22 protein-coding genes and 2 pseudogenes are annotated in these 26,223 nt (G+C 54.0%); 1 reads left to right on the top strand and 23 read right to left on the bottom strand.

Features of this window, described 5'->3' with window-relative positions; translation table 11 throughout:
* Window positions 1-12: 12 nt before the first annotated feature.
* From bamA to NSCA4_RS0103760, 10 genes and pseudogenes are all read right to left on the bottom strand, one after another.
* Complete coding sequence (gene bamA, locus NSCA4_RS0103805) at window positions 13-2,412, bottom strand: outer membrane protein assembly factor BamA (protein ID WP_016686904.1); 2,400 nt, start codon at window positions 2,410-2,412, stop codon at window positions 13-15.
* Window positions 2,413-2,416: 4 nt separating this feature from the next.
* Window positions 2,417-3,757: an RIP metalloprotease RseP gene (gene rseP, locus NSCA4_RS0103800; RefSeq protein ID WP_016686903.1), complete on the bottom strand. Its 1,341-nt coding sequence runs from the start codon at window positions 3,755-3,757 to the stop codon at window positions 2,417-2,419.
* A gap of 212 nt (window positions 3,758-3,969) precedes the next feature.
* Window positions 3,970-5,154, bottom strand: coding sequence for a 1-deoxy-D-xylulose-5-phosphate reductoisomerase (gene ispC, locus NSCA4_RS0103795; RefSeq protein WP_016686902.1), 1,185 nt, complete (start codon window positions 5,152-5,154; stop codon window positions 3,970-3,972).
* Window positions 5,155-5,276: 122 nt separating this feature from the next.
* Window positions 5,277-6,071, bottom strand: a complete 795-nt coding sequence (locus tag NSCA4_RS0103790) for a phosphatidate cytidylyltransferase (protein WP_016686901.1) — start codon at window positions 6,069-6,071, stop codon at window positions 5,277-5,279.
* Window positions 6,072-6,073: 2 nt separating this feature from the next.
* The gene (gene uppS / locus NSCA4_RS0103785; protein WP_003758925.1) at window positions 6,074-6,820 is read right to left on the bottom strand and encodes an undecaprenyl pyrophosphate synthase; all 747 of its coding nucleotides are present in this window, start codon (window positions 6,818-6,820) and stop codon (window positions 6,074-6,076) included.
* A gap of 57 nt (window positions 6,821-6,877) precedes the next feature.
* Window positions 6,878-7,435: a ribosome recycling factor gene (gene frr / locus NSCA4_RS0103780; protein ID WP_003758927.1), complete on the bottom strand. Its 558-nt coding sequence runs from the start codon at window positions 7,433-7,435 to the stop codon at window positions 6,878-6,880.
* Window positions 7,436-7,689: 254 nt separating this feature from the next.
* Window positions 7,690-8,657 (bottom strand): annotated as a pseudogene (locus tag NSCA4_RS12770) (TerC family protein).
* Window positions 8,658-8,737: 80 nt separating this feature from the next.
* Window positions 8,738-9,187, bottom strand: a complete 450-nt coding sequence (locus NSCA4_RS0103770) for a CopD family copper resistance protein (RefSeq protein ID WP_016686900.1) — start codon at window positions 9,185-9,187, stop codon at window positions 8,738-8,740.
* 54 nt (window positions 9,188-9,241) lie between these two features.
* Entirely contained in the window at window positions 9,242-10,387 is a 1,146-nt protein-coding gene (locus NSCA4_RS0103765) for an FUSC family protein (RefSeq protein ID WP_016686899.1), read from the bottom strand.
* A gap of 123 nt (window positions 10,388-10,510) precedes the next feature.
* Window positions 10,511-11,794 carry an FAD-binding domain-containing protein gene (locus tag NSCA4_RS0103760; RefSeq protein WP_016686898.1) on the bottom strand — a complete coding sequence of 428 codons (1,284 nt, stop codon included), beginning with the start codon at window positions 11,792-11,794 and terminating at the stop codon, window positions 10,511-10,513.
* 134 nt (window positions 11,795-11,928) lie between these two features.
* Here NSCA4_RS0103760 and NSCA4_RS14515 point away from each other — a divergent pair.
* Window positions 11,929-12,039: pseudogene (locus NSCA4_RS14515) on the top strand (IS5/IS1182 family transposase); the annotation flags it as partial.
* A 393-nt stretch (window positions 12,040-12,432) separates the two neighbouring features.
* On the opposite strand, the gene proB reads toward NSCA4_RS14515, so the two are convergent.
* The 13 genes from proB to nuoG all read right to left on the bottom strand — a co-directional run bounded on the left by proB (window position 12,433) and on the right by nuoG (window position 26,175).
* Window positions 12,433-13,557: a glutamate 5-kinase gene (gene proB / locus NSCA4_RS0103755; RefSeq protein ID WP_016686897.1), complete on the bottom strand. Its 1,125-nt coding sequence runs from the start codon at window positions 13,555-13,557 to the stop codon at window positions 12,433-12,435.
* Between the two features lie 54 nt (window positions 13,558-13,611).
* On the bottom strand, window positions 13,612-13,911 hold the full coding sequence (locus NSCA4_RS0103750; protein ID WP_016686896.1) for a DUF2818 family protein: 300 nt from the start codon (window positions 13,909-13,911) through the stop codon (window positions 13,612-13,614).
* Window positions 13,912-14,237: 326 nt separating this feature from the next.
* Window positions 14,238-15,713: an NADH-quinone oxidoreductase subunit NuoN gene (gene nuoN, locus NSCA4_RS0103745; protein ID WP_016686895.1), complete on the bottom strand. Its 1,476-nt coding sequence runs from the start codon at window positions 15,711-15,713 to the stop codon at window positions 14,238-14,240.
* Between the two features lie 9 nt (window positions 15,714-15,722).
* Entirely contained in the window at window positions 15,723-17,219 is a 1,497-nt protein-coding gene (locus NSCA4_RS0103740) for an NADH-quinone oxidoreductase subunit M (protein WP_016686894.1), read from the bottom strand.
* A gap of 240 nt (window positions 17,220-17,459) precedes the next feature.
* On the bottom strand, window positions 17,460-17,780 hold the full coding sequence (locus tag NSCA4_RS0103735; protein WP_016686893.1) for a cupin domain-containing protein: 321 nt from the start codon (window positions 17,778-17,780) through the stop codon (window positions 17,460-17,462).
* 224 nt (window positions 17,781-18,004) lie between these two features.
* A complete protein-coding gene (locus tag NSCA4_RS0103730) occupies window positions 18,005-18,310 on the bottom strand; it encodes a chorismate mutase (protein ID WP_016686892.1) in 306 nt (101 codons plus the stop codon).
* Between the two features lie 69 nt (window positions 18,311-18,379).
* Window positions 18,380-20,404, bottom strand: a complete 2,025-nt coding sequence (nuoL, locus tag NSCA4_RS0103725; RefSeq protein WP_016686891.1) for an NADH-quinone oxidoreductase subunit L — start codon at window positions 20,402-20,404, stop codon at window positions 18,380-18,382.
* Between the two features lie 274 nt (window positions 20,405-20,678).
* Window positions 20,679-21,254 carry a protein adenylyltransferase Fic gene (gene fic / locus NSCA4_RS0103720; protein WP_036538041.1) on the bottom strand — a complete coding sequence of 192 codons (576 nt, stop codon included), beginning with the start codon at window positions 21,252-21,254 and terminating at the stop codon, window positions 20,679-20,681.
* A 36-nt stretch (window positions 21,255-21,290) separates the two neighbouring features.
* A complete protein-coding gene (gene nuoK / locus NSCA4_RS0103715) occupies window positions 21,291-21,596 on the bottom strand; it encodes an NADH-quinone oxidoreductase subunit NuoK (protein WP_002215628.1) in 306 nt (101 codons plus the stop codon).
* Window positions 21,593-22,264: an NADH-quinone oxidoreductase subunit J gene (locus tag NSCA4_RS0103710; RefSeq protein WP_016686889.1), complete on the bottom strand. Its 672-nt coding sequence runs from the start codon at window positions 22,262-22,264 to the stop codon at window positions 21,593-21,595. Before NSCA4_RS0103710 ends, nuoK begins: the two co-directional genes overlap by 4 nt.
* Before the next feature lie 11 nt (window positions 22,265-22,275).
* A complete protein-coding gene (gene nuoI / locus NSCA4_RS0103705) occupies window positions 22,276-22,755 on the bottom strand; it encodes an NADH-quinone oxidoreductase subunit NuoI (RefSeq protein WP_016686888.1) in 480 nt (159 codons plus the stop codon).
* A gap of 79 nt (window positions 22,756-22,834) precedes the next feature.
* A complete protein-coding gene (nuoH, locus tag NSCA4_RS0103700) occupies window positions 22,835-23,911 on the bottom strand; it encodes an NADH-quinone oxidoreductase subunit NuoH (RefSeq protein WP_016686887.1) in 1,077 nt (358 codons plus the stop codon).
* Window positions 23,912-23,913: 2 nt separating this feature from the next.
* Window positions 23,914-26,175: an NADH-quinone oxidoreductase subunit NuoG gene (gene nuoG, locus NSCA4_RS0103695; protein ID WP_016686886.1), complete on the bottom strand. Its 2,262-nt coding sequence runs from the start codon at window positions 26,173-26,175 to the stop codon at window positions 23,914-23,916.
* Between the last annotated feature and the right edge of the window lie 48 nt (window positions 26,176-26,223).

The following is a 26,223-nucleotide window of genomic DNA, read 5'->3' as shown; positions in this document are numbered from 1 at the left end:
TTTCTGCCTACATCAGAATGTCGTACCCAATTGGAACTGGAAGCGTTGGATTTCGTCGCTGTCTTTTTTCTTGATCGGGTAGGCGTAGCTGAACTTCATCGGACCTAGCGGCGAGAGCCAGGTTACTGCCGCACCGGCGGAGTAGCGCAACTCTTCCTTGAAGGTCGATTTGTGGGTCGTGCCTAAGCCGTATGGGTTTTGAGCGGCATTGTTGGTGTAGTAGGTATTGCTGCTGATGTCGTTATACGTTTTACCGTCCCATACGCTGCCTGCGTCGGCAAAGAGGCTCAGACGGACGGAACGGGAATCTTTGATGCCCGGCATCGGGAATAGCAACTCGGCGGAAACGTTGGCTTTTTTGTTGCCGCCGTAGCTGATTTTCTCGCCGTATTCGTCATAAACTTTCGGACCCAGCGTACCGCTCTCGTAACCGCGTACGGAGCCTAAGCCGCCGCCGTAGAAGTTTTCAAAGAACGGCATGGTTTTGGTTTTGCCGTAGCCGTTGCCGACGCCGACTTCGCCGCCGAGCATCAGGGTAAAGTCTTTAGTTAGCGGGAAGAACCAAGTTTGGTTGTGGGTCAGCGTGTAGTATTGCAGGTCGCTGCCCGGCAGGGCGATTTCGCCGTTGATACCGGTCATGTAACCGCGGGTCGGCCACAATGCGCTGTCGGTTTTATTGCGTCCCCAGCCGATGGTACCTTTGTACAGCCAGCCTTTGAAGCTGCCCACGCCGTCCGTGCCTTTACCGTATTGGTTGATAAAGTCGGCATAACGTTTAGGCGCGCCTTTGTAGGTATTCACGGTCAGGTGTTCCGCCGCCAGACCTAAATTGACGCGGTCGTATTCAGTAACGGGAATGCCCATGCGCACGCCGCCGCCTGCGGTGGTGGTTTTATACTGTTTCGCGCTGGAAGAGGCTTTACGCGGGTCGTAAGACTTGCCGTAAATATCGTAACCGAGGCTCACGCCGTCGGGTGTGAAATACGGATCGGTAAACGACAGCGAGCCGTTCAGCGTGGTTTTGCTTCGTGAAGCGCGTAGGGAAACGGATTTACCCGTACCGAACAGGTTGTCTTGGGAAACGCCCACAGACATGACCAAGCCGGTATCCTGAACCCAACCCGCACTCATATCCAGCGAACCGGTAGAACGCTCATTCACGCTCATGTTCAAATCGACTTGGTCGGGCGTATTGGCAACCGGCACAGCATCGAATTGTACGTTGTCAAAGTAACCCAGCAACTCGACACGCTCTTTGGAACGTTGCAGCTTGGAGGTGTCGTAAGGCGCGGATTCCATTTGACGCAATTCGCGGCGCACGACTTCGTCACGGGTTTTGTTGTTGCCGGTGATGTTGATTTCGTTCACATAGATTTTGCGGCCGGGTTCGACGTTCAGGACGAAATCGACAGTTTGGGTCTCGGCATTAGGCATAGGCTGAACATTGACTTCGCTGAATGCGTAGCCTGCCGTACCCATGCGGTTTTGGATGGATTCGAGCGATTTGACCATTTGGGCGCGTTCGTACCATTTGCCCTTTTTCATGGTCAGCAGTTTTTGCAGCTCTTCTTTCGGCACTTCGCGGGTGTCGCCTTCTATGCGCACGTCGCCCCAGCGGAAGCGTTCGCCCTCGTCAACCGTAACTTTGATGGTTTGCTTGGTTTTGTCTTCGTTAGTCTGGATGTCGGTATCCAGAATGCGGAAATTGAAGTAGCCGTTGTTTTGGTAGAACTCGCTGATGCGCTCCATGTCTTGCGAGAATTTTTGCTCGTTAAACTGGTTGCTTTTGGTCAGCCAAGTCCACATACCGCCTTCGCTCAAAGACATTTGCTTCATGAGCTTGCGGTCGGAATAGACTTTGTTGCCTTCAAATTCGATTTCGGTAATCTTGGTGGTTTTACCCTCATCGATGGCGATGTCGATAGAAACGCGGTTACGCGCAAGTTTGGTTACGGTCGGCGTGATTTGGACCGACTGTTTGCCGCGGCTTTTGTATTCTTCCTTCAGGCTGGCGACAGACTGGCTCAGCGTGGCAGGATTGAAGTATTGGGATTGCGCCAAACCGAAGGATTCAAGGTTTTTCTTGATCACATCGTTTTGCAGCATTTTCGCGCCGGTGATGTTCAGCGTGCTGATGGTCGGGCGTTCGATAACGGTCAGCAAGACCTGATTGCCCATGGTCTCTACGCGGACATCGTCAAAAAAACCGGTCGCATACAGAGTTTTGATGATTTCTTCGCTGCGTGCGTCGCTGAATTGGTCGCCGACTTTGACGGGCAGGTAGTTGAAGACCGTACTCGGTTCGGTGCGCTGCAAACCTTCGACGCGGATGTCTTGAATGGTGAAGTCGGCAAATGCCAAAGGCGACATGCCCAATACCATCAAAGCAGAAGCAATCTGTTTCAATTTCATAAAATTATCCAAACAAACGGTTGATGTCATTAAAGAAAGCCAGTGCCATCATTAACAGCATGGCAGCCAGTCCGAGGCGTAGGCCGATTGCCTGTATGCGCTCGCTCAAGGGCTTTCCGCGTATCCATTCGGCAGTGTAGAACACCAAATGCCCGCCGTCCAACACGGGGATGGGCAACAAGTTCAACACGCCTAAACTAATGCTGACCAATGCGAGAAATTCCAAATAGCTTTGAAACCCCAGCTGTGCCGTTTTTCCGGCGACGTCGGCAATGGTCAGCGGACCTGAAATATGGTTCAGGGAGGCATTGCCTGTAATCAGTTTTCCGAAGAATTTTACCGTCATCCAAGCGTTGTTGACGGTTTTGTCCCAGCCCATCGCAAATGCTTCTACGACAGACGGCTTATATTCGCGCTTGATTTCTTTTGTCCACTCTTCGTCGCCCTGAGAACCGAAGCCTACCCTGCCGACCAGCGTTCTGTCGGGTTGTTGGATGCTGTCGGGACGGATGGTCGTCTGAAAAGTTTTACCGTCGCGCTCGTAGCTCAATGCGATTTTCTTACCCGGGCTTTGGCGTACAATTTCTACCCATTGCTGCCAAGACTCAATGTCTTGTCCGTCGGCGCTGATCAGCTTGTCGCCTTTTTTCAAACCGGCTTTTTCGGCAGGGCTGTTTTCTTTCATTTCGCCGACACGGGTGGTGATTTTAAAAGGCGACAACCCGATATAGCCTTGGTTTTTCGCAATTTTACCTGCTTCGGGCGTACCTGCGGCATCGATAATCCGCATGGTTTCTTGTCCCGAGGTCGTCTGAACGGCAACATTTACCTTGCCTGACTCGATGTTCAACACGATTTCTTGCTGGGCTTTTTCCCACTCGCCGACGTTAACGCCATTAACCGAAATAATTTTGTCTCCGGGCTGAAAACCTGCTTTTGAGGCAATGGTATTTTGCTCGACCATGCCGACATAAGGGCGGATTTCGGTAACGCCGAAGGAAAAACTCAAGCCGTAAAGCAGAACCGCCAGCGCGAGATTGGTCAGCGGACCTGCGGCGACGATGGCGATGCGTTTGGCGGGATGCTGTTTGTCGAAGGCGTAAGGCAGGTCTGTCTGAGCCACTTCGCCCTCGCGCGTATCGACCATTTTGACATAGCCGCCCAAGGGGATGGGCGCCAAACACCATTCGGTATCGCCGCGTTTTCTGCTGAAAAACGGTTTGCCGAAGCCGACGGAAAAGCGTACGACTTTGACGCCGCACAATCTGGCAACGATGTAATGTCCGAACTCGTGCAGGCTGACCAAAATCAGGATGGCGAAAATAAAAGCTAGAAGGGTTTGCAAAAGAATCTCTCTGGTTGGGTATGGGTTGACGTTGTCGATGTTTCAGACGACGTATCAAGGCAGGGGTCATCTGAAAAGCATTCGCAATGTGTAGAAAATATTATTGGCGTTATTTTGCCGATTATAAAGTCAGTCTGCCGTTTTGTCCGCCATACATGACGGATGGGCGGGTTTTCAGACGACCTGTCATTTTTTTATCGCGACGCCGCAGCTTATCTCAATGCGGCGATAAATTCCTGCGCCTGTCTGCGGGTAACGGCATCTTGCGCCAGCAGGTTTTCGATGTTGCCGAGGTCGTCTGAAAAGTCTTGTGCAAGACAGTGAGCAACGGTTTTGGCAATGTCGGTAAACTTAATCTGTCCGTCTAAAAAGGCGGCGACCGCGGCTTCGTTGGCGGCGTTCAATACGCAGGGCGCGGCTCCACCCGCGTTCATAGCTTCATAGGCGAGCTTCAGGCAGGGGAAGCGGTCAAAGTCGGGCTTTTGGAAAGTCAGTGCGGACAAAGTGTCGAAATCCAGGTCGCCGACTCCCGAATCAATGCGCTCGGGCAGGCCCAAACAATAAGCGATGGGCGTACGCATATCGGGATTGCCCAGTTGCGCCAGCACGGAGCCGTCGCGGTAGCGCACCATGCTGTGTATCACGGATTGCGGATGGATGACGACTTCGAGTTTATCAGGCGGGCAGTTGAACAGCCAATGCGCTTCAATCAGCTCCAAACCTTTGTTCATCATGGTGGCGGAATCGACGGAGATTTTGCGCCCCATGCTCCAATTGGGGTGTTTGACCGCTTGCGCGGGCGTAATGCTGTCGAACGTGCCTAAATCGGTCGTCAGAAACGGACCGCCGGAAGCGGTCAGGATAATCGAACGGATGCCGTGTTCGTTCAGACGACCTGTGTAATCGCGCGGCAAAACTTGGAAAATGGCGTTGTGTTCGCTGTCGATGGGCAACACTGCTGCGCCGTTTGCGCGCGCGGTTTCCATAAACAACGCGCCGGAAACTACCAGCGTCTCTTTGTTCGCCAGATAAATGGTTTTGCCTTTTTGCGCCGCTGCAAGCGCGGAAGGCAGCCCCGCCGCACCGACGATGGCGCACATGACGCCGCTGACTTCGTCGGCAGAGGCAACATCAACCAATGCCTGCGCACCGTGCAAAACCTGCGTCGCCGTGCCGTCGCCTTTCAACAGGGCTTCAAGCCGGGCGGCGTGTTCCGCATCGGCGACGACGGCATATTCGGGGCGGAACGTCCGGCATTGCGCCGCCAGTTTCTCAACCTGCTTATGCCCCGCCAACGCGAATACGCGGAATTTTTCGGGGTGGCGGGAGACAACGTCCAGCGTGCTTTCGCCTATGCTGCCGGTACTGCCTAATATGGTCAGGACTTGTGGTGTCATGGTGTGTTCTTTAATGTACTGCTTCGGGATTTCAGACGACCTTTGGGCTTGAGGTCGGAAAGGTCGTCTGAAAACGCTTATTCGATATTGTGTTTGATGTTTTCCAACGATTTTTAACCGCTTCAGAACAAACTCGCAAAGGCGGCATAGACGCTGACAACGGCAATCAGGCTGTCCACGCGGTCGAACACGCCACCGTGGCCGGGCAGCAGATTGCTGCTGTCTTTAATGCCCGCCGCGCGTTTGAGCCAGCTTTCCAACAGGTCGCCGCATACGCTGACAGCGGTCAAAACCAAACCGATTAACACGGTATTGAACCAGCCTGCGTTAAACGTCAGCCAACCTGACCACCACACCACAGTCATATACACTGCCACGCAAATCGCGCCGCCGATTGCGCCTTCCCAGCTTTTACCGGGGCTGACGGTCGGTGCGATTTTGTGTTTGCCGAACGCTTTGCCGCTGAAATACGCAAAAACATCGGCAACCCACACCAAACCCATCACGGCAAGCAGCGACAAGGCATAATCGGGATGCGGACGCAGGGACATGAGTGCGAACCAAAACGGCATAACCAAAAGCCAGCCGACAGTATAAGCCTGCCAGCCGCCGTTCAATTTCCATTTGAATTTCAGCCACAAAGGCATGACGACCAGCCAAAACGCCAAAACAGCGTACCAGACGATATCCGGCAGCATCCAACCGCCTGCGTAGGCAATCACGCCGAACACCAGCGTCGCAGCGAGATAATGATTGGTTTTCAGTTTTTCCAGTCCGCTCATGCGAGCGTATTCCCACAGCGTAACCAGAGAAATCAATCCGCAAAATGCCGCCCACAGCCATTGCGGCGCGTAAAACAGCATACCGAGCATCAACGGCAGCATCCACAGCGCCGTGATAATCCGTTGTTTCAACATTTTTAACCCCTTTGCTGCTCTACCGGCAGCTGTTCCGAAGTGCGGCCGAAGCGCCGTTCGCGTTTTTGGAACGAGGCGACAGCATCATCCAAGGCTTTGCTGTCAAAATCGGGCCACAGGGTATCGGTAAAATAAAGTTCGGCATACGCCATCTGCCAAAGCAGGAAATTGCTGATGCGCGTTTCGCCACCGGTGCGGATAAACAAATCCGGCTCGGGCGCATCGCCCAGCATCAAGTGTTTCGCCAGCGCGTCTTCCGTAATCTCGGATACGCCTTCGGCAATCAGTTTGTTTGCCGCCTGCAAAATATCCCAGCGGCCGCCGTAATCCGCAGCGATGCTCAGGGTCAGACCGGTATTGTTTGCCGTCAAGGCTTCCGCCTCTTCGATGCCTTGCAGAATCTGCCGGTTGAAGCGTTCGCGGCTGCCCAACACTTTCAGGCGCATATTGTTTTCGTGCAGACGGCGCACCTGCTTTTGCAAAGCCTGCAAAAACAGCCCCATCAGGAACGACACTTCGTCTTCGGGGCGGCGCCAGTTTTCAGTCGAAAAGGCAAACACGGTCAGATATTGCACACCCAGTTTGGCGCAATGCTTCACCATATTTTCCAACGCGTCCAAGCCGCGTTTATGCCCCATCACGCGGGGAAGGAAACGCTTTTTCGCCCAACGGCCGTTGCCATCCATAATCACGGCGATATGCTTCGGAACCGAAGTATGTTCCAAAATGGTCTGCGTGCTGCTCTTCATCTCTGCCTTTCGCAGCGCGGCGGTTCAAAGGTCGTCTGAAACGCCGCGGACAAGGGTTTAAATCGCCATCAAATCTTCTTCTTTGGCAGCCAGCGTTTTATCGGCTTCGGCGATGTATTTGTCGGTCAGTTTTTGAACCGCCTCTTCACCGCGACGTGCTTCGTCTTCGGAAATTTCTTTGTCTTTCAGGAGTTTTTTGATGTGATCGTTTGCATCGCGGCGCACGTTGCGGATGGATACACGCCCTTCTTCCGCTTCGCTGCGTACGACTTTAATCAAATCTTTACGGCGCTCTTCGGTCAGCATAGGCATCGGCACGCGGATCAAGTCGCCGACGGCTGCCGGGTTCAGACCCAAGTTTGAATCGCGGATGGCTTTCTCGACTTTCGCCGCCATATTGCTTTCAAAAGGTTTCACGCCGATGGTGCGCGCGTCCAAAAGCGTTACGTTGGCCACTTGGCTGACCGGAACCATGCTGCCCCAGTATTCGACTTCCACTTGGTCCAACAGACCGGTATGCGCACGGCCGGTACGCACTTTCGCCAAATTCTCTTTCAGCACTTCTACCGAGCGCTGCATTTTGCTTTCCGCTGTTTTTTGAATATCGTTAATCATTTTATGCTTTCAATAAGATACTGAATTTAAAACCCCGCCCGGACGCATGACCATCCGAACGGCAATCAAGCTGTTAACTGCGCATAGTACCGTCATTCGGCGATTCCGACAAGGCAGGGGCGGTTTTGGGCCTTGTTTCTTAACCGATATTTAAATGCCGTTACAAATGGGATGCATAGGGGGCTGCGTCAACAAAAAAGGTCGTCTGAAAACGGTTTTTCCGCTTTCAGACGACCTTCCTTTATCCGCCAAACTTATTTCTGCTGCTGACGCGTGTACACCAGCGAAGTGAGGATGGATGCGCCCAGTGCGCCGAAGACGACGGAGAGGGAAATGGAGATGGGAATGTGCACCCAGTGCATAATCAGCATTTTGATGCCGATGAAGCTCAAGACGAAGGCGAGGCCGTATTTGAGGAAGATGAAACGGTCGGCGACATCGGCAAGCAGGAAATACATGGCACGCAGCCCGAGTATGGCGAAGATGTTGGAGGTGAGGACGATGAAGGGGTCGGTAGTTACGGCGAAGACGGCGGGAATGCTGTCGACGGCGAAGATGACGTCGCTCAACTCTATCATGATGAGGACGAGCAAAAGCGGGGTGGCGATGCGCTTGCCGTTTTCGACAGTAAAGAATTTTTCGCCTTCAAACTGATGGCTGACGGGGATGACTTTTTTAAGCCAGCCCAAAATCTTGTTTTGCGAGAGGTCCTCTTCTTCGGATTCCGGTTTCATCATATGGATGCCGGTATAGACGAGGAATGCGCCGAAAATGTAGAGAATCCATTCGAACCGCTGCACCAGTGCCGCGCCGATAAAAATCATGAGGGCGCGCAGGACGATGGCGCCGAACACGCCGTAAAGGAGGACGCGGTGCTGGTATTTCGGGGAAACTTTGAAGTAACCGAAAATCATCAGGAAAACAAAGATGTTGTCAACGGCAAGGGATTTTTCGAGGATGTAGCCGGTGAAAAATTCGAGGGTTTTTCTTTGGCAACGACGGCGCCATAAAGGGGGTTGCCTGCCAGCTCGAAATAGAGCCAGCCTGCGAAGGCACAGGATACGGCGATCCAGACGCAACTCCAGGCGACGGCTTCTTTGACACTGACTTTATGCGCGCCGCTTTTTTTAAGCGAGAGCATGTCGATGATGATCATGATAAAAACAGCGGCGAAGAACACGCCGTAGAAAAGGGGGGAGCCGACGGAAGGGTGTTCGGTCATGTATTCGGATTCCTTGTGATGAGGTGGTTGGATGGCGGCTTTTCAGACGACCCGTCGGGGAAAGGTCGTCTGAAAACAGCTTACCAAGACAAGTAAAACATGGCTTTAGCGAAAAATACGATAAACAGCATATGGGAAAATACGACGGCGTGGATGTATTTGGACCAGCCGACGGTCAGGGTGTGCCGTGCCATTTTGACGACGGCGATAGCGAAATGGACGAGGACGCTGACTGCCAACAGGATTTTGAGGGTGAGGAGCGTACCGAATGAGGTGGCGAAGGGTTGGCTCAAAAAGGGCAGGTATCGGTTGAATACCATGACGATGCCGCTGATGAAAAGCGTAATGACGACGGGCGGCATAACGCGGACGGCGCGGTAGGACATGGCGCGTTCGACTTCTCGGCGCGATTCGCGTGAGACGCGGCCGGTGTGCATGACGGACAAAACCAGCATTTCGAAAAATACGCCGCCGACAAAGGCGATGGCGCAATAGAGGTGGATGATGTGGGCGATGGCGTAGAGACTCATGACCGTGTTCCAAGTGGGATATTCGGGTGAAATTGTATCATCAGTCGGACGTTTTCAGACGACCTCTTCTTCCAAATCGCCTTCGCGGGTTTCGCGCAGGTGTTCGCGCAGGCGTTGGAGTTCGTGTTTGTCCAGCCACTTGCGGCGGCTGCGTTGCAGGAGGATGACGAGTGCGGAAATTTCGTTGCGCATATTGGTGCTGAGCCAGAGGAAGCCCTGCCATTCGTAATGGAGGCGGGCGGCAAGTTTGCCCAGCTCGGGATTGATGGAGGTATCGATGCGGATGCGGCGGGCGTAGTGGCCTTTAATGAGGCGGACAGTCAGGCGCAGGTCGCGTTGGAGGCGGTTGAAATGGCGGTCGAGCAGGCGGATTTCGTGTTCGTTTAGGGTGGGGGCTTGCAGCTTGGCGGCAGTGGTGAGGAGCAGCTCGGTGGTGTTGACGATTTTGCGGTGGGCGTGCTGCATGGCTTCCATCATGGCGGGGCTGATGTGGCTTTCGCCCGATGTGGCGGCAAGGTGGCTGCGGCTTTTGACCATGCGGGCGTTGATTTGGCGCATTTTGACCGTGTTTTGCTCCAGCCGCTCGCGGGTCATGCGTTTGCCGTTGCTGATTTCGGCAATCATTTTGCCGCATTCGGTCAGGTTGTCGGCAAGCATAAACCGCCACATGAGCGTGGAGCGCAAGGGGAGGAGTTTGGCGGCGGCGATGGCGATGGCGGCGCCGATCAGGACGTTCATGGCGCGCATAAGGCCGCTGTCGAACCAGTTGTTGCTGTTGTCGCCGATGAGCATGCACATGGTCAGTCCGGCAAGCATGGGGACGTAGCCGTTTTTGCCGACCGCCGCCCAACCTGCTGCTGCGCTGGCAGTGCCGACGGTCAGGTAGAAAAGAATGCCGCCATGGAAGTAGTGCTGGTTGAGCCACAATACGGTCAAACCCGCGCCCAAACCGATGACGGTGCCGAGCATGCGTTCGACGGCTTTGGAATAAATCGCGCCTTGAAATTGAAGCATGCCGAGTACGACGAACACGGTCATGCCTATCCATTCGCCGTGTTGGAGGTGGAGAAGCTTGGCGAGCAGGGTGGCGAACAGTACGGCAAGTCCGAGTCGGACGGCGTGTATAAGGCGGCGGTAGCGGTAGCGTTCGTAGGAATCGAGCCAGCGTTTGACGAAGCGTTCGCGTTGTGAGGCGTTCATGATTGGGGCTATCTTGTTGAGATTTTTAGGTTTATCGGGCGGTATTGTAACGGGAATCAGCCAATACTGACAGGATTGAAGGCAAGGTCGTCTGAAACCCCCAATACTGCTTTCAGACGACCTTTAAGGCGCGACGACGGGCGACGGATAGCCGTGTGCATCAATTTCAGACGAGGCGAGCCACGGGGTGTGGACGAGGTTGACGGGTAAGTGCACCAACTCGGGGATATGGCGGCGGACGAATGTGCCGTCGGGGTCGAGCCGTCGGGCGGTTTGGATAATATCGATGGGACGCCGGCGGGCGTTGCGGGCGGCGGTTTGCCAGTTACCTTCGTTCAACGCGGGGTCGAAATCGGTTTGCTGCGCGGCGAACCAAGCGATGCCGGGTTCGGACGGTTGATGCAGGATGCCGCACAAAAACTCTGCTGTCAGGGAGCGCAGGGCGGGATGCAGCCAGCCGCTCGATTTCAGGCTGCGCATGGCGGCGTCGATGAGCGGAAAACCTGTTTCTCCCTGCCGCCAGCGTTCTGTCAGGTCGTCTGAAAACGTTGCAGACACGGCATCGGATTCAGGCTCGATGCGGGCGCGGTGATAGGCAAGCTGCTGATAGAAATCGCGCCGTATCAAGTTGTCCAACCAAGTATCTGCGCCCTGCCCTGCGGTTTCGACCGCCAACACGCGCGGCGAAATGCAGCCTGCGCTCAAATATGCGCTCAAGCGGCTGGTGCCTTTTCTGGCAGGGAAATCCTTCATAATCGGATAAAACCCGATATTTTCTTCAAACTGCCGCCATTGTTTGTCCGCTTCATCTTCGCCGCCGCGCTGTGCGGAAACCATATCCTGTTGCCCGTTCCACGCAGGAAACGGCGGCATTTCGGCTGAGGTCGTCTGAAAAATTTCGGTTTGACGGCAAACTGCATCCTGCCCGCCGAACCGCTGCCGAAACAAAGCCAGCCACGCTTCTTTATAATGCGGGAAGTCGGTATAAGGCGCGCCGTGGCTGCCCATGATGTCTGCCTTGGCGAATACGGCAAGGTCGTTAACACGCTCGAACGCAACGCCTTGTTCATCCAAAATCCGCCAAATGCGGTTATCTTGCCCGATTTCAGACGACGTATATGCTTCGTCTGCAATTACGGTCTGAACATTCAACCGCGCCGCCAAAGCAGGCAATTCTTCCACACGGTTCACCACATACAAAGCCACGCCGCGCGCCGCCAACGATCCATGCAAAGCCGCCGCCGCCTGATAATGAAACCAATCCTGACGCGGATTGGGGATTTCAGACGACCCCTGCGCCACCCACACGCCTGCCACAGGCAATTCCCGTTTCACGGCGGCGGACAGAGCGGCGTTGTCGCGTATGCGCAGGTTGCGGCGGAACCAGACCAATGTATGTGCTTGCATGGCGATGTCGTCTGAAAGGGATAAGGCGTTTGATTTTAGCAGAAATTTTGTGAAAACAAGGCGGACGGTTTTCAGACGGTCTTTAAGCAGATAACAGATAAAGTGGATTCGGAATAACGCAGCTATAGCAAACATATAGTGGATTAAATTTAAATCAGTACAAGGCGACGAAGCCGCAGACAGTACAAATAGTACGGCAAGGCGAGGCAACGCTGTACTGGTTTAAATTTAATCCACTATACTTAACTTTAAATCCGGCATGCCATCAAATTCCGTCATTCCCGCGCAGGCGGGAATCCATCGTAAAACTTGAGAAACCTTGATTTGAAAAACAGTTTCTGAGTTTCAAAAATGGATTCCCGCCTGCGCGGGAATGACGATACCCGATAATTTGCGTATTGAAAATAAAGTCATTTAGCTAAATGTTCATCCGCTATCGTTTTAACCGGATTCGAAGCGGCAAATCGAATTTCCAAAGCCGACATTTCATCGTCGTGAAGAAGCAGGGAAAACCTCAACCGCTCCACCGAATACGGATATCCGGCCTGCAACCTGAATTTCCTGCCCAGACAAACCACAGGTCGTCTGAAACCGCATTGTTGAGTTTCAGACGACCTTATATATTTACTTTTCCTTCCCTACCCATGCGACGCCATATTGTCGCGGTGGATGAGTTCGTCTTCGTGGGCGTAGCCTAATTTTTCGGCGATGCGCTCGGACGGGGTTTGCAGGATTTTGGCGGTTTCGCCGCTGCTGTAATTGGTGAGGCCGCGGGCGATTTCTTTGCCCTCGGTATCGAGGATGGCGACGAGTTCGCCGCGGTGGAAATGTCCGTCCGCGCGGATGCAGCCGACGGGCAGCAGGCTGGCGTGTTGTTCGGTCAGGGCTTTTGCCGCGCCGCTGTCGACGGTCAGGCTGCCTGCGGTTTGGACGTGTCCGAGCAGCCATTGTTTGCGGGCGGCGACGCGGCTGTGTGCGCTGGTAAAGAGCGTGCCTATGCTTTCGCCTTGTTTGAGGCGGACGAGGATGTCGGGTTCGCCTCCCCATGCGACGACGGTGGCGGCTCCGCTGAGTGAGGCGCGTTTGGCGGCGGTCACTTTGGTGTACATGCCGCCGGTGCCGACGCTGCTGCCTGCGCCGCCCGCCATGCTTTCGAGGTCGGGATGGTCGGCTGCTATGGTCGGAATCAGTTTGGCTTGCGGATTTTTGCGCGGGTCGCTGTCGTACAGACCTTTTTGGTCGGTCAAAAGGACAAGGGCGTCGGCTTCGATGAGGTTGGTCACGAGCGCGCCGAGGGTGTCGTTGTCGCCGAGTTTGATTTCGTCGGTGGTAACGGTGTCGTTTTCGTTGATGACGGGGACGATGCCTTTGGACAACAGGGTTTGCAGGGTGCTGCGGGCGTTGAGGTAGCGGGTGCGGTTGCTCAGGTCGTCGTGGGTGAGCAGGATTTGGGCGGTGCGGATGCCGTGCGGTGCGAACGCGGCTTCGTAGGCTTGGGCGATGCCGGTTTGTCCGACGGCGGCGGCGGCTTGCAGTTCGTTGATGGCGGTGGGGCGTTTGCTCCAGCCCAGCCGTTTGATGCCTTCTGCGATGGCGCCGCTGGAAACGAGGACGGTTTGCACGCCTTGTTTGCCCAGTTCGGCGATTTGCGCCGCCCAGCGGTCAAGTGCGGCTTGGTCTATGCCTTTGCCGCCCGCGGTAACGAGGCTGGAACCGACTTTGACGACAAGGGTGCGGATGTTGGAAAGGTTTTGCAGGGACATGGTTTTTCTCGTGTATTCGGGATGGCAGGATAGGCGGGAGATCGTCTGAAAAGCTTATTCGCGGTTGCGTGCGTGCCAGAAATAACGCCATACGAAACAGGGGAAGGCGAATATCAGGTAGAGGCAGACTACGGTGGCGTAAAACTCCCAGTCTTGATGCTGTACCGCGCCGGCGCGGGATTCGAGGATGTAGGCGAGGACGGCGGTCAGGATGAAGCCTGCCGCCAATTCGACGAGGTGATGCCCGAAATGTTTGCGCTTGAGCGGGAGTACGCCGAAAAACTTAGTGGTCACGAAGGGGGCGTTGGCGAAGATGAGCGCCAATACCAAAAGGATGTACATGGATGCGGTCATGATGTATGTGTCTTTCTTTTTTCAGACGACCTTTTTAAGGTAAATTCTGATAAAGCTGTTTATTAAACCCCGTCATTCCCGTCCCCGCCTGTGTGGGGACAGGCTCCAGCGGAAATCTAGAACGTAGAATTTAGGAAACTTTTTACCCAATAGGTTTCCGGCTGGACAGCCCTGGATTCCCGCCTGCGCGGGAATGACGACGGTCGGTTGCCGTATTGAAAATCCAAGTATTGAACAAGAAAAAGGTCGTCTGAAAAACAATCTTGGGCTGCATATCTTAACAAAAACGGCAGCCTCTGACACGGCTGCCGTTTCGGTTCATCGCTTTACAAGGTGTTTTCCAAAGCCCTGGCGCACCAGTCAATCACCGTTTGCGGCATGATGCCCCACAAAACCAGCAAGAACGCGTTGACGCTCAGGAAGAATTTGGCGGCATAGTTGCTGCCGACGGGTTGGTCATGGGTGGCTTCGTCAAAATACATGACTTTGACTACGCGCAGGTAGTAAAACGCGCCGATTAACGACATCACCACGGCGAACACGGCAAGTACGATGTATGTGCTGCCCGCCATGGCGGCGTTTTGGGCGGTCGATGCGCTCAACAAAGCCTTAATCACGCCGAATTTGGCGTAAAAGCCCATCAGCGGCGGAATACCGGCCATCGAGAACATCGCCAGCAGCATCAGGAAGGCAAACCAGGCATGGCGTTGGTTCAAACCTGCCAAATCTTTGATTTCTTCACACTCAATATTATCGGTGGACAATACCATCAATACGCCGAAACCGACCGCCGCCATCAGCGCGTAAGTAATGGCGTAATACAAGCCCGCCGCGAAACCGACCGCCCCCGCCATAAACGCCAGCAGGATAAAGCCCATATGCGATATGGTAGAATAGGCGAGCATACGTTTGATATTGGCCTGCATGATGGCGGCAAGGTTGCCGACCAACAGCGATGCCACCGCCAACACGGCGAACATCTGCGACCAGTCGTGATGCACCGTGCCCAAACCGGTAACTAGGATACGGAAGGCAAAGACGACGGCGGCGATTTTCGGCGCCGTACCGACAAACGTGGCAACGGATGTCGGCGCGCCGTGATACACGTCGGGCACCCACATATGAAACGGCACCGCGCCCAGTTTGAACGCCACCGCCACGACGATAAACACCAGCCCCAGTTTCAACAGCCATTCGTTGGCAAGTTCGCTATAAGACGACGCCAAAACAGTGGCAAATTCGAGCGAACCCGTCGCGCCGTACACCATTGAAATACCGTAGAGCAGCAGGCCGGAAGCCAGCGCGCCCAAGACGAAATATTTGAGCGCGGCTTCGGCGGAGCGGCCGGAATCGCGGCGCAGCGCAATCATGGCGTAAAGCGACAGCGACAAAAGTTCCAAACCGATATAGGCGGTCAGGAAATGCGCCGCACTCACCATCACGCTCATGCCTAACAGGGCAAACAGCGACAAAGTATAAAACTCGCCTTTAAAAATACCGCGCGCCTGATTGTATGGTTTACTGTAAATAAACAACCCGAAGGTCAATCCGTACAAAACCAGCTTGGACAGGCGCGACATACCGTCGGCAATATACATTCCGTGAAACGCCAGCGTACTGCCCTGCTCCCACACTGCCAGCTGCGTAACCGCCACGATAATGACGGTCCCCAAGCTCATCAGATGGGTCAGATAGCGGTTTTTATCGCTAATCCACAGATCTGCCAGCAATACGGCAATCAGCAGCGCAAACAGCACGATTTCGGGCATGGCAGGCATTAAGTTCAAATCAATCAAGTTCATTCGCACACCTCAAATCTTGCTTTGCGCCACATGGGCAATCAAATCGTTTGCCGCCTGATGCACCACTTCGATAAATGCCTGCGGATACAGGCCCATACCCAATACCGCAACCGCCAAAATCGCCAGAATCGCAAATTCGCGGCAGTTGATGTCTTTCATATCGGCAACGTGCGGATTGCCGACCGCGCCGAAAATCACGCGCTTATACATCCACAGCGTGTAAGACGCGCCGAAAATCAGCGTCAGCGCCGCCAGTGCGCCTACCCAGAAATTCACTTTGACCGCGCCCATAATCACCATAAACTCGCCCACAAAACCCGAAGTCGCCGGCAGACCCGCGTTCGCCATTGCAAACAGCATCATAAACGCCGCAAACTTGGGCATCACGTTCACCACGCCGCCGTAATCGGCGATATTGCGCGTGTGCAGGCGGTCGTACATCACGCCGATGCACATAAACATCGCCGCCGACACGAAACCGTGCGAAATCATCTGAATAACCGCGCCTTTCAATGCCCAGTCGTTCAACTGCCCGTTAATGAACAAGAACATCCCCAAAGTAACGAAGCCCATATGGCTGATGGACGAATACGCCACCAGTTTTTTCATATCGGTCTGTACCAGCGCAACCATACCGATATACACCACCGCAATCAGGCTCAACACGATGATGACCGGCGCGAAATAGCGCGACGCATCGGGCAGAATCGGCAGGATGAAGCGCAAAAAGCCGTATGCGCCCAATTTCAGCGTAATCGCCGCCAATACCATCGAACCGCCGGTCGGCGCCTCAACGTGGGCATCCGGCAGCCAAGTGTGCACGGGGAACATCGGCACTTTCACCGCAAACGACAGGAAGAACGCCACAAACAAAAGCTGTTGCACGCCCAGCGGAATCTGTTTGATGTTTTGGAAATCCTCAATCGCAAAGCCGCCGACTTGGTAAGACAGATACACAATCGCCACCAGCATCAGCAACGAACCCATCAGCGTATAGAGAAACAGCTTCACCGACGCATACACGCGGCGCGGACCGCCCCACACGCCGATAATCAGGTACAGCGGAATCAGCATACCCTCGAAGAACACATAAAACAGCAGGGCATCCCGCGCCGAAAACGCGCCGTTAATCAGGCCCGACATGATTAAAAACGCCGCCATATACTGCGCCGGACGCTTCTGAATCACTTCCCAACCCGCCAGCACCACCATCAGCGTGATAAACGCGTTCAGAATGACAAACAGCACCGAAATACCGTCCACCCCCAGCGAGTAGTTGATTCGCAAAAGCGGAATCCACTCGTGGAACTCGGTAAACTGATAGCCGCCGCTCAAACGGTCGAAACCCGTAAACAAGGGCAGCGTTACCAAGAAACCGGCAAGCGCACCGATTAAAGCGAGCACGCGGGCAAGCGGCGCACGGCTGTCCGGCCCCGTCGCCAAAACTAGCACGCCCGCAGCGATGGGTATCCATATTGCCAAGCTGAGTAGGTAGTTGGAAGACATAGTGGTTAACCTGTGGTTAAAATAAAAATATAGTTGTATGGGTTGGTTTTTCAGACGACGTTTTTAAGAGGTCGTCTGAAAAAGATTGTTCAGGCTTCTGCTATTTATCTCAAGCTAATTCTGCCGAATCTTTCAGCCGTAGGTCGGATTCTCGAATCCGACACGCTGTACTATTTTCTTTTTCATGTCGGATACAAGTATCCGACCTACAACTTGAATGGTTTTCTTTTTCAGACGACCTCAAACACTGCCTTCTTTCTCGATCACCAAAATCCGCGCTTCGCCGCACGGATGGGCGACGTGTTCCGTGCCGATTCCTGCGTAGAAGATGTCGCCGCTTTTCAACCGAACAATGTGTTCTTCACCGTTTTCTCGGTAGTGCATATCGACTTCGCCGTCCATTACGGCAAACACTTCCTCGCCGTCATTAACGTGCCATTTGTAGGGCTGGTCCGTCCAGTGCAGGCGCACGGTAGTGCCGTTCATATTGGCAATGTCGAGTGCGCCCCATGCGTGGGGAGCGGTAAATTCGGCGGAGCGGATGGTTTGTGTGTCGGGCATTTTCGCGCCTCTTTGATTCTGTATCTAGATAAACCTGTCGATACAACTGCTTATTAAATCCCGTCATTCCCGCGCAGGCGGGAATCCAGAACGTAGATTTTAGGAAGCCTTTTCCCTTGACAGGTTTATGCGCCGATAGGTCTGGATTCCCGCCTGCGCGGGAATGACGGCGGTCAGCAAATTCCGTATCTATCCAAGTAAATCAATTATGACCGAAATGTTGGCTACGCCCCGTCGGCACGGTTGGTTTCCATCTCCAGTTTAATGAATGCATCAATCATACTGCGCCAAACTGCTTCGGCTACTTCGGGCGACAAACCGGCCTTTTCGGCATAGGCACGGCGCGAGGCAATCACTTGTGCCACCCGTTCGGGCGCGGAAACCGCCTGCATATCGTTTTTAGGTTTCAGACGGCCTGCCTGCCGTACCAGCTTCTGCCGGCGGGCGAGTAATTCTATTAATTCCTTGTCCAAACCGTCGATGGCTTCGCGGACTTCTTCTAGGGTTTGCGGTAATTTGTCTTCAACCATTGTTTCTCGTGTTTCCTTTTTCAGACGCCCTCTAGACCGACTACGGACAGGTCGTCTGAAAATCCGCCTTTATCTGAACAATCCCCAGAAGGTCATGCCGAGCAATACCAATACGCCGAACACCATAGCGGCGGCGTAGGTGTAGATAAAGCCGGTTTGGACTTTGCGTATCTGAGCGGCAATCGCGCCGACCAGTTTGGCGGAGCCGTTGACGATGCCGTTGTCGATAATGGCGGTATCGCCGACTTTCCAGAAGAAGTTGCCCAATGCACGCGTGCCTTTGGCGAAGACGTTGAAATACAGGGCGTCGAGGTAGTATTTGTTTTCAAACAAAACGTAAACCGGACGGAACGCCTGCGCAATTTTGGCGGGCAGGTGCGGCAGTTTGACGTACAAAAGCCATGCGCTCAATACGCCGGCGATAGCGAGATAGAGGACGGGCGAATGCAGGCTGTGCGACACCATTGCCAATGCGCCGTGGAACTCTTCTTTCATGATGTGCATGGTCGGATGCGCGTCGGCATTGACGAAAATCACCTCTTTGAAGAAATCGCCGTAGAGCATGGGTTCGATGGCGATGTAGCCGATGATGACGGACGGAATGGCAAGCAGAATCAGCGGCAGGATAACGACCAGCGGGCTTTCATGCGGATTGTCGTTTTTGCCCAAGCCGTGATGTTCTTCGCCATGATGATCATCATGATGCTCAGGCAGGCTGCGCCATTTTTCTTCGCCGTGGAACACCATAAAGTATTGGCGGAACGCGTAAAACGCGGTAACGAACACGCTGGCGAGGACGGCAAAATAGGCAAAGCCACTGCCCGGCAGGGTGCTGTATTTCGCCGCTTCGATAATCGAATCTTTGGAGTAGAAGCCGGAGAAGAACGGCGTACCGATCAGCGACAAGTTACCGATCAGCATGGTCAGCCAAGTAATCGGCATGTATTTTTTCAGATTGCCCATGTGGCGCATATCTTGGTCGTGGTGCATACCGATAATGGCGCTACCCGCCGCCAAGAACAGTAAGGCTTTAAAGAAGGCGTGGGTCATGACGTGGAACATCGCCACGGAATAGGCGGACGCGCCCAGAGCCACGGTCATATAACCCAGTTGCGACAGGGTGGAATACGCAACCACGCGCTTGATGTCGTTTTGAATCACGCCCAAGAAGCCCATAAACAGGGCGGTAATCGCGCCAATCACCATGATGACCGACAGCGCGGTGCTGCTCATTTCGTAAATCGGCGACATGCGCGACACCATGAACAGACCCGCCGTAACCATCGTCGCGGCGTGAATCAATGCGGAAATCGGCGTCGGGCCTTCCATCGAATCGGGCAGCCAGACATGCAGCGGGAACTGAGCCGATTTACCCATCGCGCCCACAAACAGGAGCAAACAGGTTACAGTAATCAAAGACCATTCCACACCGGGGAAAAGCTGGATGGTGGCATTTTGTACGGTGGGCAGATAAGCGAATACGTCCTGATAGCGCAAGCTGCCGCCGAAATAGGCAAGTACCAAGCCGATACCGAGCAAAAAGCCGAAGTCGCCGACGCGGTTGATCAAAAAGGCTTTCAGGTTGGCGAAAATCGCGCTCGGACGTTTGAAATAGAAACCGATCAAGAGATACGACACCAAGCCCACCGCTTCCCAACCGAAGAAGAGCTGGATGAAGTTATTGCTCATAATCAGCATCAACATGCTGAATGTAAACAAGGTGATATAGCTGAAGAAGCGTTGATAGCCGATTTGTTCATCGTGCATATAGCCGATGGTGTAGATATGCACCATCAACGACACGCCCGTTACCACGACCATCATCATCGCCGTCATCGTATCAACCAAAAAACCGACGGAAAAATCCAAACCGCCCATCGTCAGCCAGGTATAGACATTCTCGTCAAACTTGGCACGGCTGCCGTCGATAAAGCCCCACAGCACATAGGCCGACAACACGGCGGACACCGCCACGCCGAGTATCGTAACCGTATGCGCTCCGGCACGTCCGATTTTATTGCCGAACAAACCCGCAATCAGCGAGCCTGCCAAAGGCACGAGGGCAATGATGAGATATAAAGTCATGTCGTTCATTTTGGATGAACCTTTTTGATTTTAGGAATTTTCTAAACTTCAGACTGCCCGAAAGGTTTTTTAGATTGGCTTGCCAATTCGACACTTTCAAGCTGTCTTCGTATCTTTATTAATGGGCTTTCAACCCATACTGCACGCTAAATACTCAAATCTGATAAAGCAGCCCTTCAAAACAACGGGCTTTAATTGGTCATGTTATTTTTTCGTCGGGGGTTAGCCCAACCTACCGCATCAGGTCGTCTGAAACAGTCTGAAATCGCTTTTCAGACGACCTTCAGCCTTTCTCATACCCTTCGTAATAATATGACTGCTCAATACCTTTAAAGATGATTTCACGGTTGTCCACATCGTCGGTCAGGTTGTCCTTTAACAGAAAGCGCAGTTCTAAATCGTTGACGGGGCTGCGTTCCATCGCCTGCAAATACAGAGTTTTGCTTACATTTTGCCAGTTTACGACTTTTTTCAGGTTTTTCTTCAGCACCAAGTCCAGCCAGATGCGGGTACTTCTGCCATTACCCTCCAAAAACGGATGAGCAATGTTCATTTCAACATATTTGGCGATGATTTCTTCAAAAGTCCGCTCGGGCATCTGCTCGATTTTAACCAAGGCCTCTTTTAAATACATGGCGTTGGCAAAACGGAAACCGCCTTTGGAAATGTTGTCTTCCCTGATTTGACCCGCAAAATCATATAAGCCGCCGAACAGGTAACGGTGAATCTGTTGCAGGCCCGCGGTGGTACCGACTTCGATACTGTCGACGTCGCCGCTTTCAAACAGGCGGCAGGCATTGTGCAGGCTTTGTTCGTCTATGGACTTCATCGTTTTTCCTATCGGGTTTTCAGACGGCATCGGCGCCTTTTCGGGCCTCGACCAAACCTACCTTTATTACCCTTTCAACTCGTCCAAATCGGCAACATTAATCGTTTGTCGGTTGCGGTACACCAGCACCATAATCGCCAAACCGATGGCGGATTCGGCAGCGGCGACGGTCAGTACGAAGAATACGAAAATCTGTCCGGCGGTATCGCCCAAATGCTGCGAGAAGGCGATAAAGTTGAAGTTTACCGCCAAGAGCATCAGCTCGATGGACATCAGCAAGACCAGCACGTTTTTGCGGTTCATAAAGATACCCATCGCGCTGATACCGAACAGGAGCGCGCCCAATACCAAATAATGCGTCAAGGTAATCATGCTTTGCCCTCCTCTTTCGGCTTGAGGTCGTCTGAAACTTCGTTTTCTTCGGCAGATTCGATTTGCGGTTTTACGGCTTCCATTTTCACCAAGCGCATACGGCCTTGGTCGGCGCGCACTTTAACTTGGTCGGCAGGATCCATGCGTTTCGGATTGGTGGTTTTGCGGTGAACCAGCGCAATCGCCGCCACCATACCCAACAGCAGCAATACCGCCGCCAGTTCGAACGGCAACAGGTATTCGGTATAAATACGGCTGCCCAAATCGCGAATGTTGTTGTAATCGGCAGGAATGTCTTTCATCAAACCAAACGCGGCAAGGTCGGTTTTAGGGTTGACCAGAATCAGGATCAGCGCAACCGCCAACAGCGTACCGACGACACCGGCAACAGGCGCATGACGCCAGAAACCGGCACGCATTTCTTCAATGTCGATGTTCAACATCATCACAACGAACAGGAACAACACCATCACAGCGCCGACATACACGACCACCAGCGTAACGCCCAAAAACTCCGCCTGCATCAGCATCCAAATCATCGCGCTCACGCAGAAGGTCAGCACCAGATGCAAAGCGGCATGGACAGGGTTTTTCGCAGTAACGGTACGCAGCGCGCCGTATAGGACGATGGCGGCAAGGATATAGAACAGAATCGCGGAAAAAGTCATTCGTCTGCTCCTTAGCGGTACGGCGCGTCAGCGGCTTTGCGTTTGGCGATTTCGGCTTCGTATTTGTCGCCGATTGCCAAGAGGATCGGCTTGGTCATGTACAAGTCGCCTTTTTTCTCGCCGTGGTATTCAAAAATATGCGTTTCCACAATCGCATCGGTCGGGCAGGCCTCTTCGCAGAAGCCGCAGAAGATGCATTTGGTCAGGTCGATGTCGTAACGCGTGGTGCGGCGCGTGCCGTCTTCGCGTTCTTCCGATTCGATATTGATCGCCATTGCCGGACACACCGCCTCGCACAATTTACACGCGATGCAGCGTTCCTCGCCGTTCGGATACCGCCGCTGCGCGTGCAGACCGCGGAAACGCACGGATTGCGGCGTTTTCTCTTCGGGGAAATAAATCGTGTCTTTGCGGGCGAAAAAGTTTTTGAGCGTTACGCCCATGCCCTTTACCAACTCGCCGAGCAAGAAAGTTTTTACTAAATTAGCCATATTCTGTTCCCTCAAAACAGGGATTCCGTTAAATATTCAAAACTGCGTTTTCAGACGACCTTGATACGTCGTCTGAAACTTATTTCCACAAATTCAGCGGCGAAATCATCCACAGACCCAAAATCACGATATAGGCGAAGCCGATGGGAATCAGCACTTTCCAGCCCAAGCGCATGATTTGGTCGTAGCGGTAGCGCGGGAAGGTGGCGCGTATCCACAGATACCAGTACAGCACCGCCGCCATTTTCACGAACATCCAAAATGCGGAAGGCGTACCGATCAAGCCCCAGCTTTGCGGGAATGGGGACAGCCAGCCGCCGAGGAACATCAGCGAGGTCAGCGCGGCAATCAGGATCATGAAAATGTATTCGGCAAGGAAGAACAGCGCGAACGCGAAACCGGAATATTCGACGTGGTGTCCGGCAACGATTTCGGATTCGCCCTCTGCCACGTCAAACGGTGCGCGGTTGGTTTCGGCAACGGCGGAAATCAGATAGACGATGAAGATGGGGAAGAGCGGCAGCCAGTTCCACGAGAACACGGAACCGCCCGCGATGCCTTTTGCCTGCGCGGCAACGATGTCGGAGAAGTTCATGCTGCCCGATACCATCACGACGCACACCAGCGCGGCACTCATGGCAATTTCGTAGGAGATGCTTTGCGCGGAAGCACGCATTGCACCCAAGAACGAATATTTAGAGTTGGAAGCCCAGCCCGCGATGATCACGCCGTAAACCGACAGCGAGGTAATCATCAGGATGTACAAAAGGCCTATATTGATATTGGCCAGCACCCATTCTTCGTTGAACGGAATCACCGCCCACGCCGCGAAAGACGGGGCGAGCGACATAATCGGGCCGATGTAGAACAGGGCTTTGTTTGACAGCTTCGGACGGGTTACTTCTTTAAACAAGAGTTTGAACACGTCGGCAAACGGCTGAATCAGACCCCACGGGCCGGTTACGTTCGGGCCGACGCGAAGCTGCATAAATCCAATGACTTTACGTTCGAAATAAGTAAGGTAGGCAACGGTCAGAATCAGCGGAATCAGGATAATCACGATTTTGACGATGACGGACACCACCAAGCCTACGGTGATGCCCAAATCGCCCAGACCGAGCGTTGCGGCAAAGAGGTTTTGGAACCATTCCTGCATAATCAAGCTCCCGCCAGTTCAATAGTGTCCATCAACGCACCCAGCGCGGCATTTTCGGTATGCAGCGGCAGATGCACCACGTTTTCAGGCAGTCCGGCATCGGCTTTGACCATCACGGACACGCCTGCGCCGTTTTGTTTGGCGATGGCGGTTTGCCCGTCTTGCAGACCTAAGCGCGCCAAAGTGTTCGGATGCACGCGCGCGGCAGGCACGGCGGCATGGCTGGTCGCCTGCAACGGCGCGGAACGGCGCACGATGGCATCGGTGTGATAGATGCCGACTCCGCCCACACGCACAAGGCGGTTTGAGGTCGTCTGAAAATCTTTTTGAGCCGAAGCGGCGCGGTTGTTCAGTTTGGACGACAGGCTTTCCGCATCCAGCGCGTCTTTCAAAATCGCGGCGGTATCGTGGTATTCAAAGCCTTGCAGGTCAAACAGGTTGCCCAATACGCGCAACACTTTCCACAGCGGACGCGAATCGCCGAAACCTTGAACGACACCGTGGAAGGATTGCAGACGGCCTTCCATATTGATGAAGCTGCCCGAGGTTTCGGTAAACGGCGCGATCGGCAGCAATACGTCGCACACGTCCAGCAGCGTTTCGCTGACAAACGGCGTAAACGCCATCACGCTTTTCGCCTGTTTCAACGCGGCTACGGCTTTTGCACCGTCCGCCGTATCGATTTCAGGCTCGACGTTGAGCAGCAAGACTGCCTGTTTCGGCGCGTTTGCCATTTCGGCAACGCTCTCGCCGGAGTTCACGCCCAAAACGTCCGCACCGACGCTGTTGGCGGCTTGCGGCAAAATACCCAGTACCGCGCCGGTCGCATCCGCCAGCTCTTGTGCGGCGGCGTAAATCGCGGCGTAATCGGGATGGTTTTGCACTTCCGCACCCAAAATCACCGCTGCTTTTTCAGCGTTTTTCAGGCTGGCGGTAATCGCGTGTTCCGCATCGGCAGACAGGTTTTTCAGACGACCTGCCCACTCGTCGGGATGCACCGCTTCCTGAGCCAGAAGCGGCATCAACAATTCTTCCTTGCTGCTTGCCAACACGCTCAAAGCCATGCGCTCTTTGGCAGCACGGCGCAGGCGGGCGGTCAGAAGCGGCTGTTCTTTGCGCAGGTTCGCACCGACCACCAGTACGGCTTCGTTGTCCGCCAGCGATTCGATGCTTTGTCCCAGCCATTGCGCACCATTGAGGTCGTCTGAAAGACGTTTGTCCTGTTGGCGCAGGCGGGTGGCGAAATTTTTAACGCCCAGGCCGTCGGCGAGTTTCTTCGCCAAATACATCTCTTCGACCGTATTCATCGGGTTCGCCCAAATGCCGACTTGGTTTTGGTTGCCGTCTTTGGCGATACAATCAATCGCGCTGCGGACATATTCCAGCGCGGTTTTCCAATCCACGTCCATCCACTCGCCACCCTGTTTGATTTTCGGGTTTTTCAGACGGCTTTCGTGATACAGGCCCTCGTAGGCGAAACGGTCGCGGTCGGACAGCCAGCATTCGTTAATCGCTTCGTTTTCCAGCGGCAGCACGCGGCGGACGGTATGGTCTTTGGTTTGCACAATCAGGTTGCTGCCCAAAGCATCATGTGCGGAAACGGATTTGCGGCGGTTCAGCTCCCAAGTACGCGCGTTGAAGCGGAACGGTTTGCTGGTCAGCGCGCCGACGGGGCACAAATCGATGACGTTGCCCGACAGCTCGGTTTCCACCGCTTTGCCGATAAAGGGCATGATTTCGGAGTGTTCGCCGCGATTCGCCATCGCAATTTCCTGCAAGCCGGCGATTTCTTCGGTGAATCGTACGCAGCGGGTGCAGTGGATGCAGCGGCTCATTTCCTCGGCGGAAACCAAAGGCCCCATGTCTTTGCCGACGACGGAACGTTTTTCCTCGGTGTAGCGGCTGGTGGTTTTGCCGTAGCCCACCGCCAAATCCTGCAACTGGCATTCGCCGCCCTGGTCGCAGGTCGGACAATCAAGCGGATGGTTGATGAGCAGGAACTCCATCACGCCTTCCTGCGCCTCGCGGGCTTTTGCCGAATGCGTGCGCACAATCATGCCGTCCGTTACCGGCGTGGCGCAGGCGGGCAGCGGTTTGGGGGCTTTTTCCACGTCCACCAGACACATACGGCAGTTGGCGGCGATGGAGAGCTTTTTGTGGTAACAGAAATGCGGAATATAAGTACCGAGCTTGTGCGCGGCCTCAATCACCGTCGCGCCCTGCTCCACAGATACCTGTTTGCCGTCGATTTCGATTTGTAACATGGTTCGTTCCTAGTTACGGGTATTTAATAAATAATCTTTTATGGAGGT

The sequence above is a fragment of the Neisseria sicca 4320 genome, from assembly GCF_000193735.1.
Taxonomy (GTDB): domain Bacteria; phylum Pseudomonadota; class Gammaproteobacteria; order Burkholderiales; family Neisseriaceae; genus Neisseria; species Neisseria sicca_E.
This window is presented reverse-complemented; position numbering and strand designations above follow the sequence as displayed.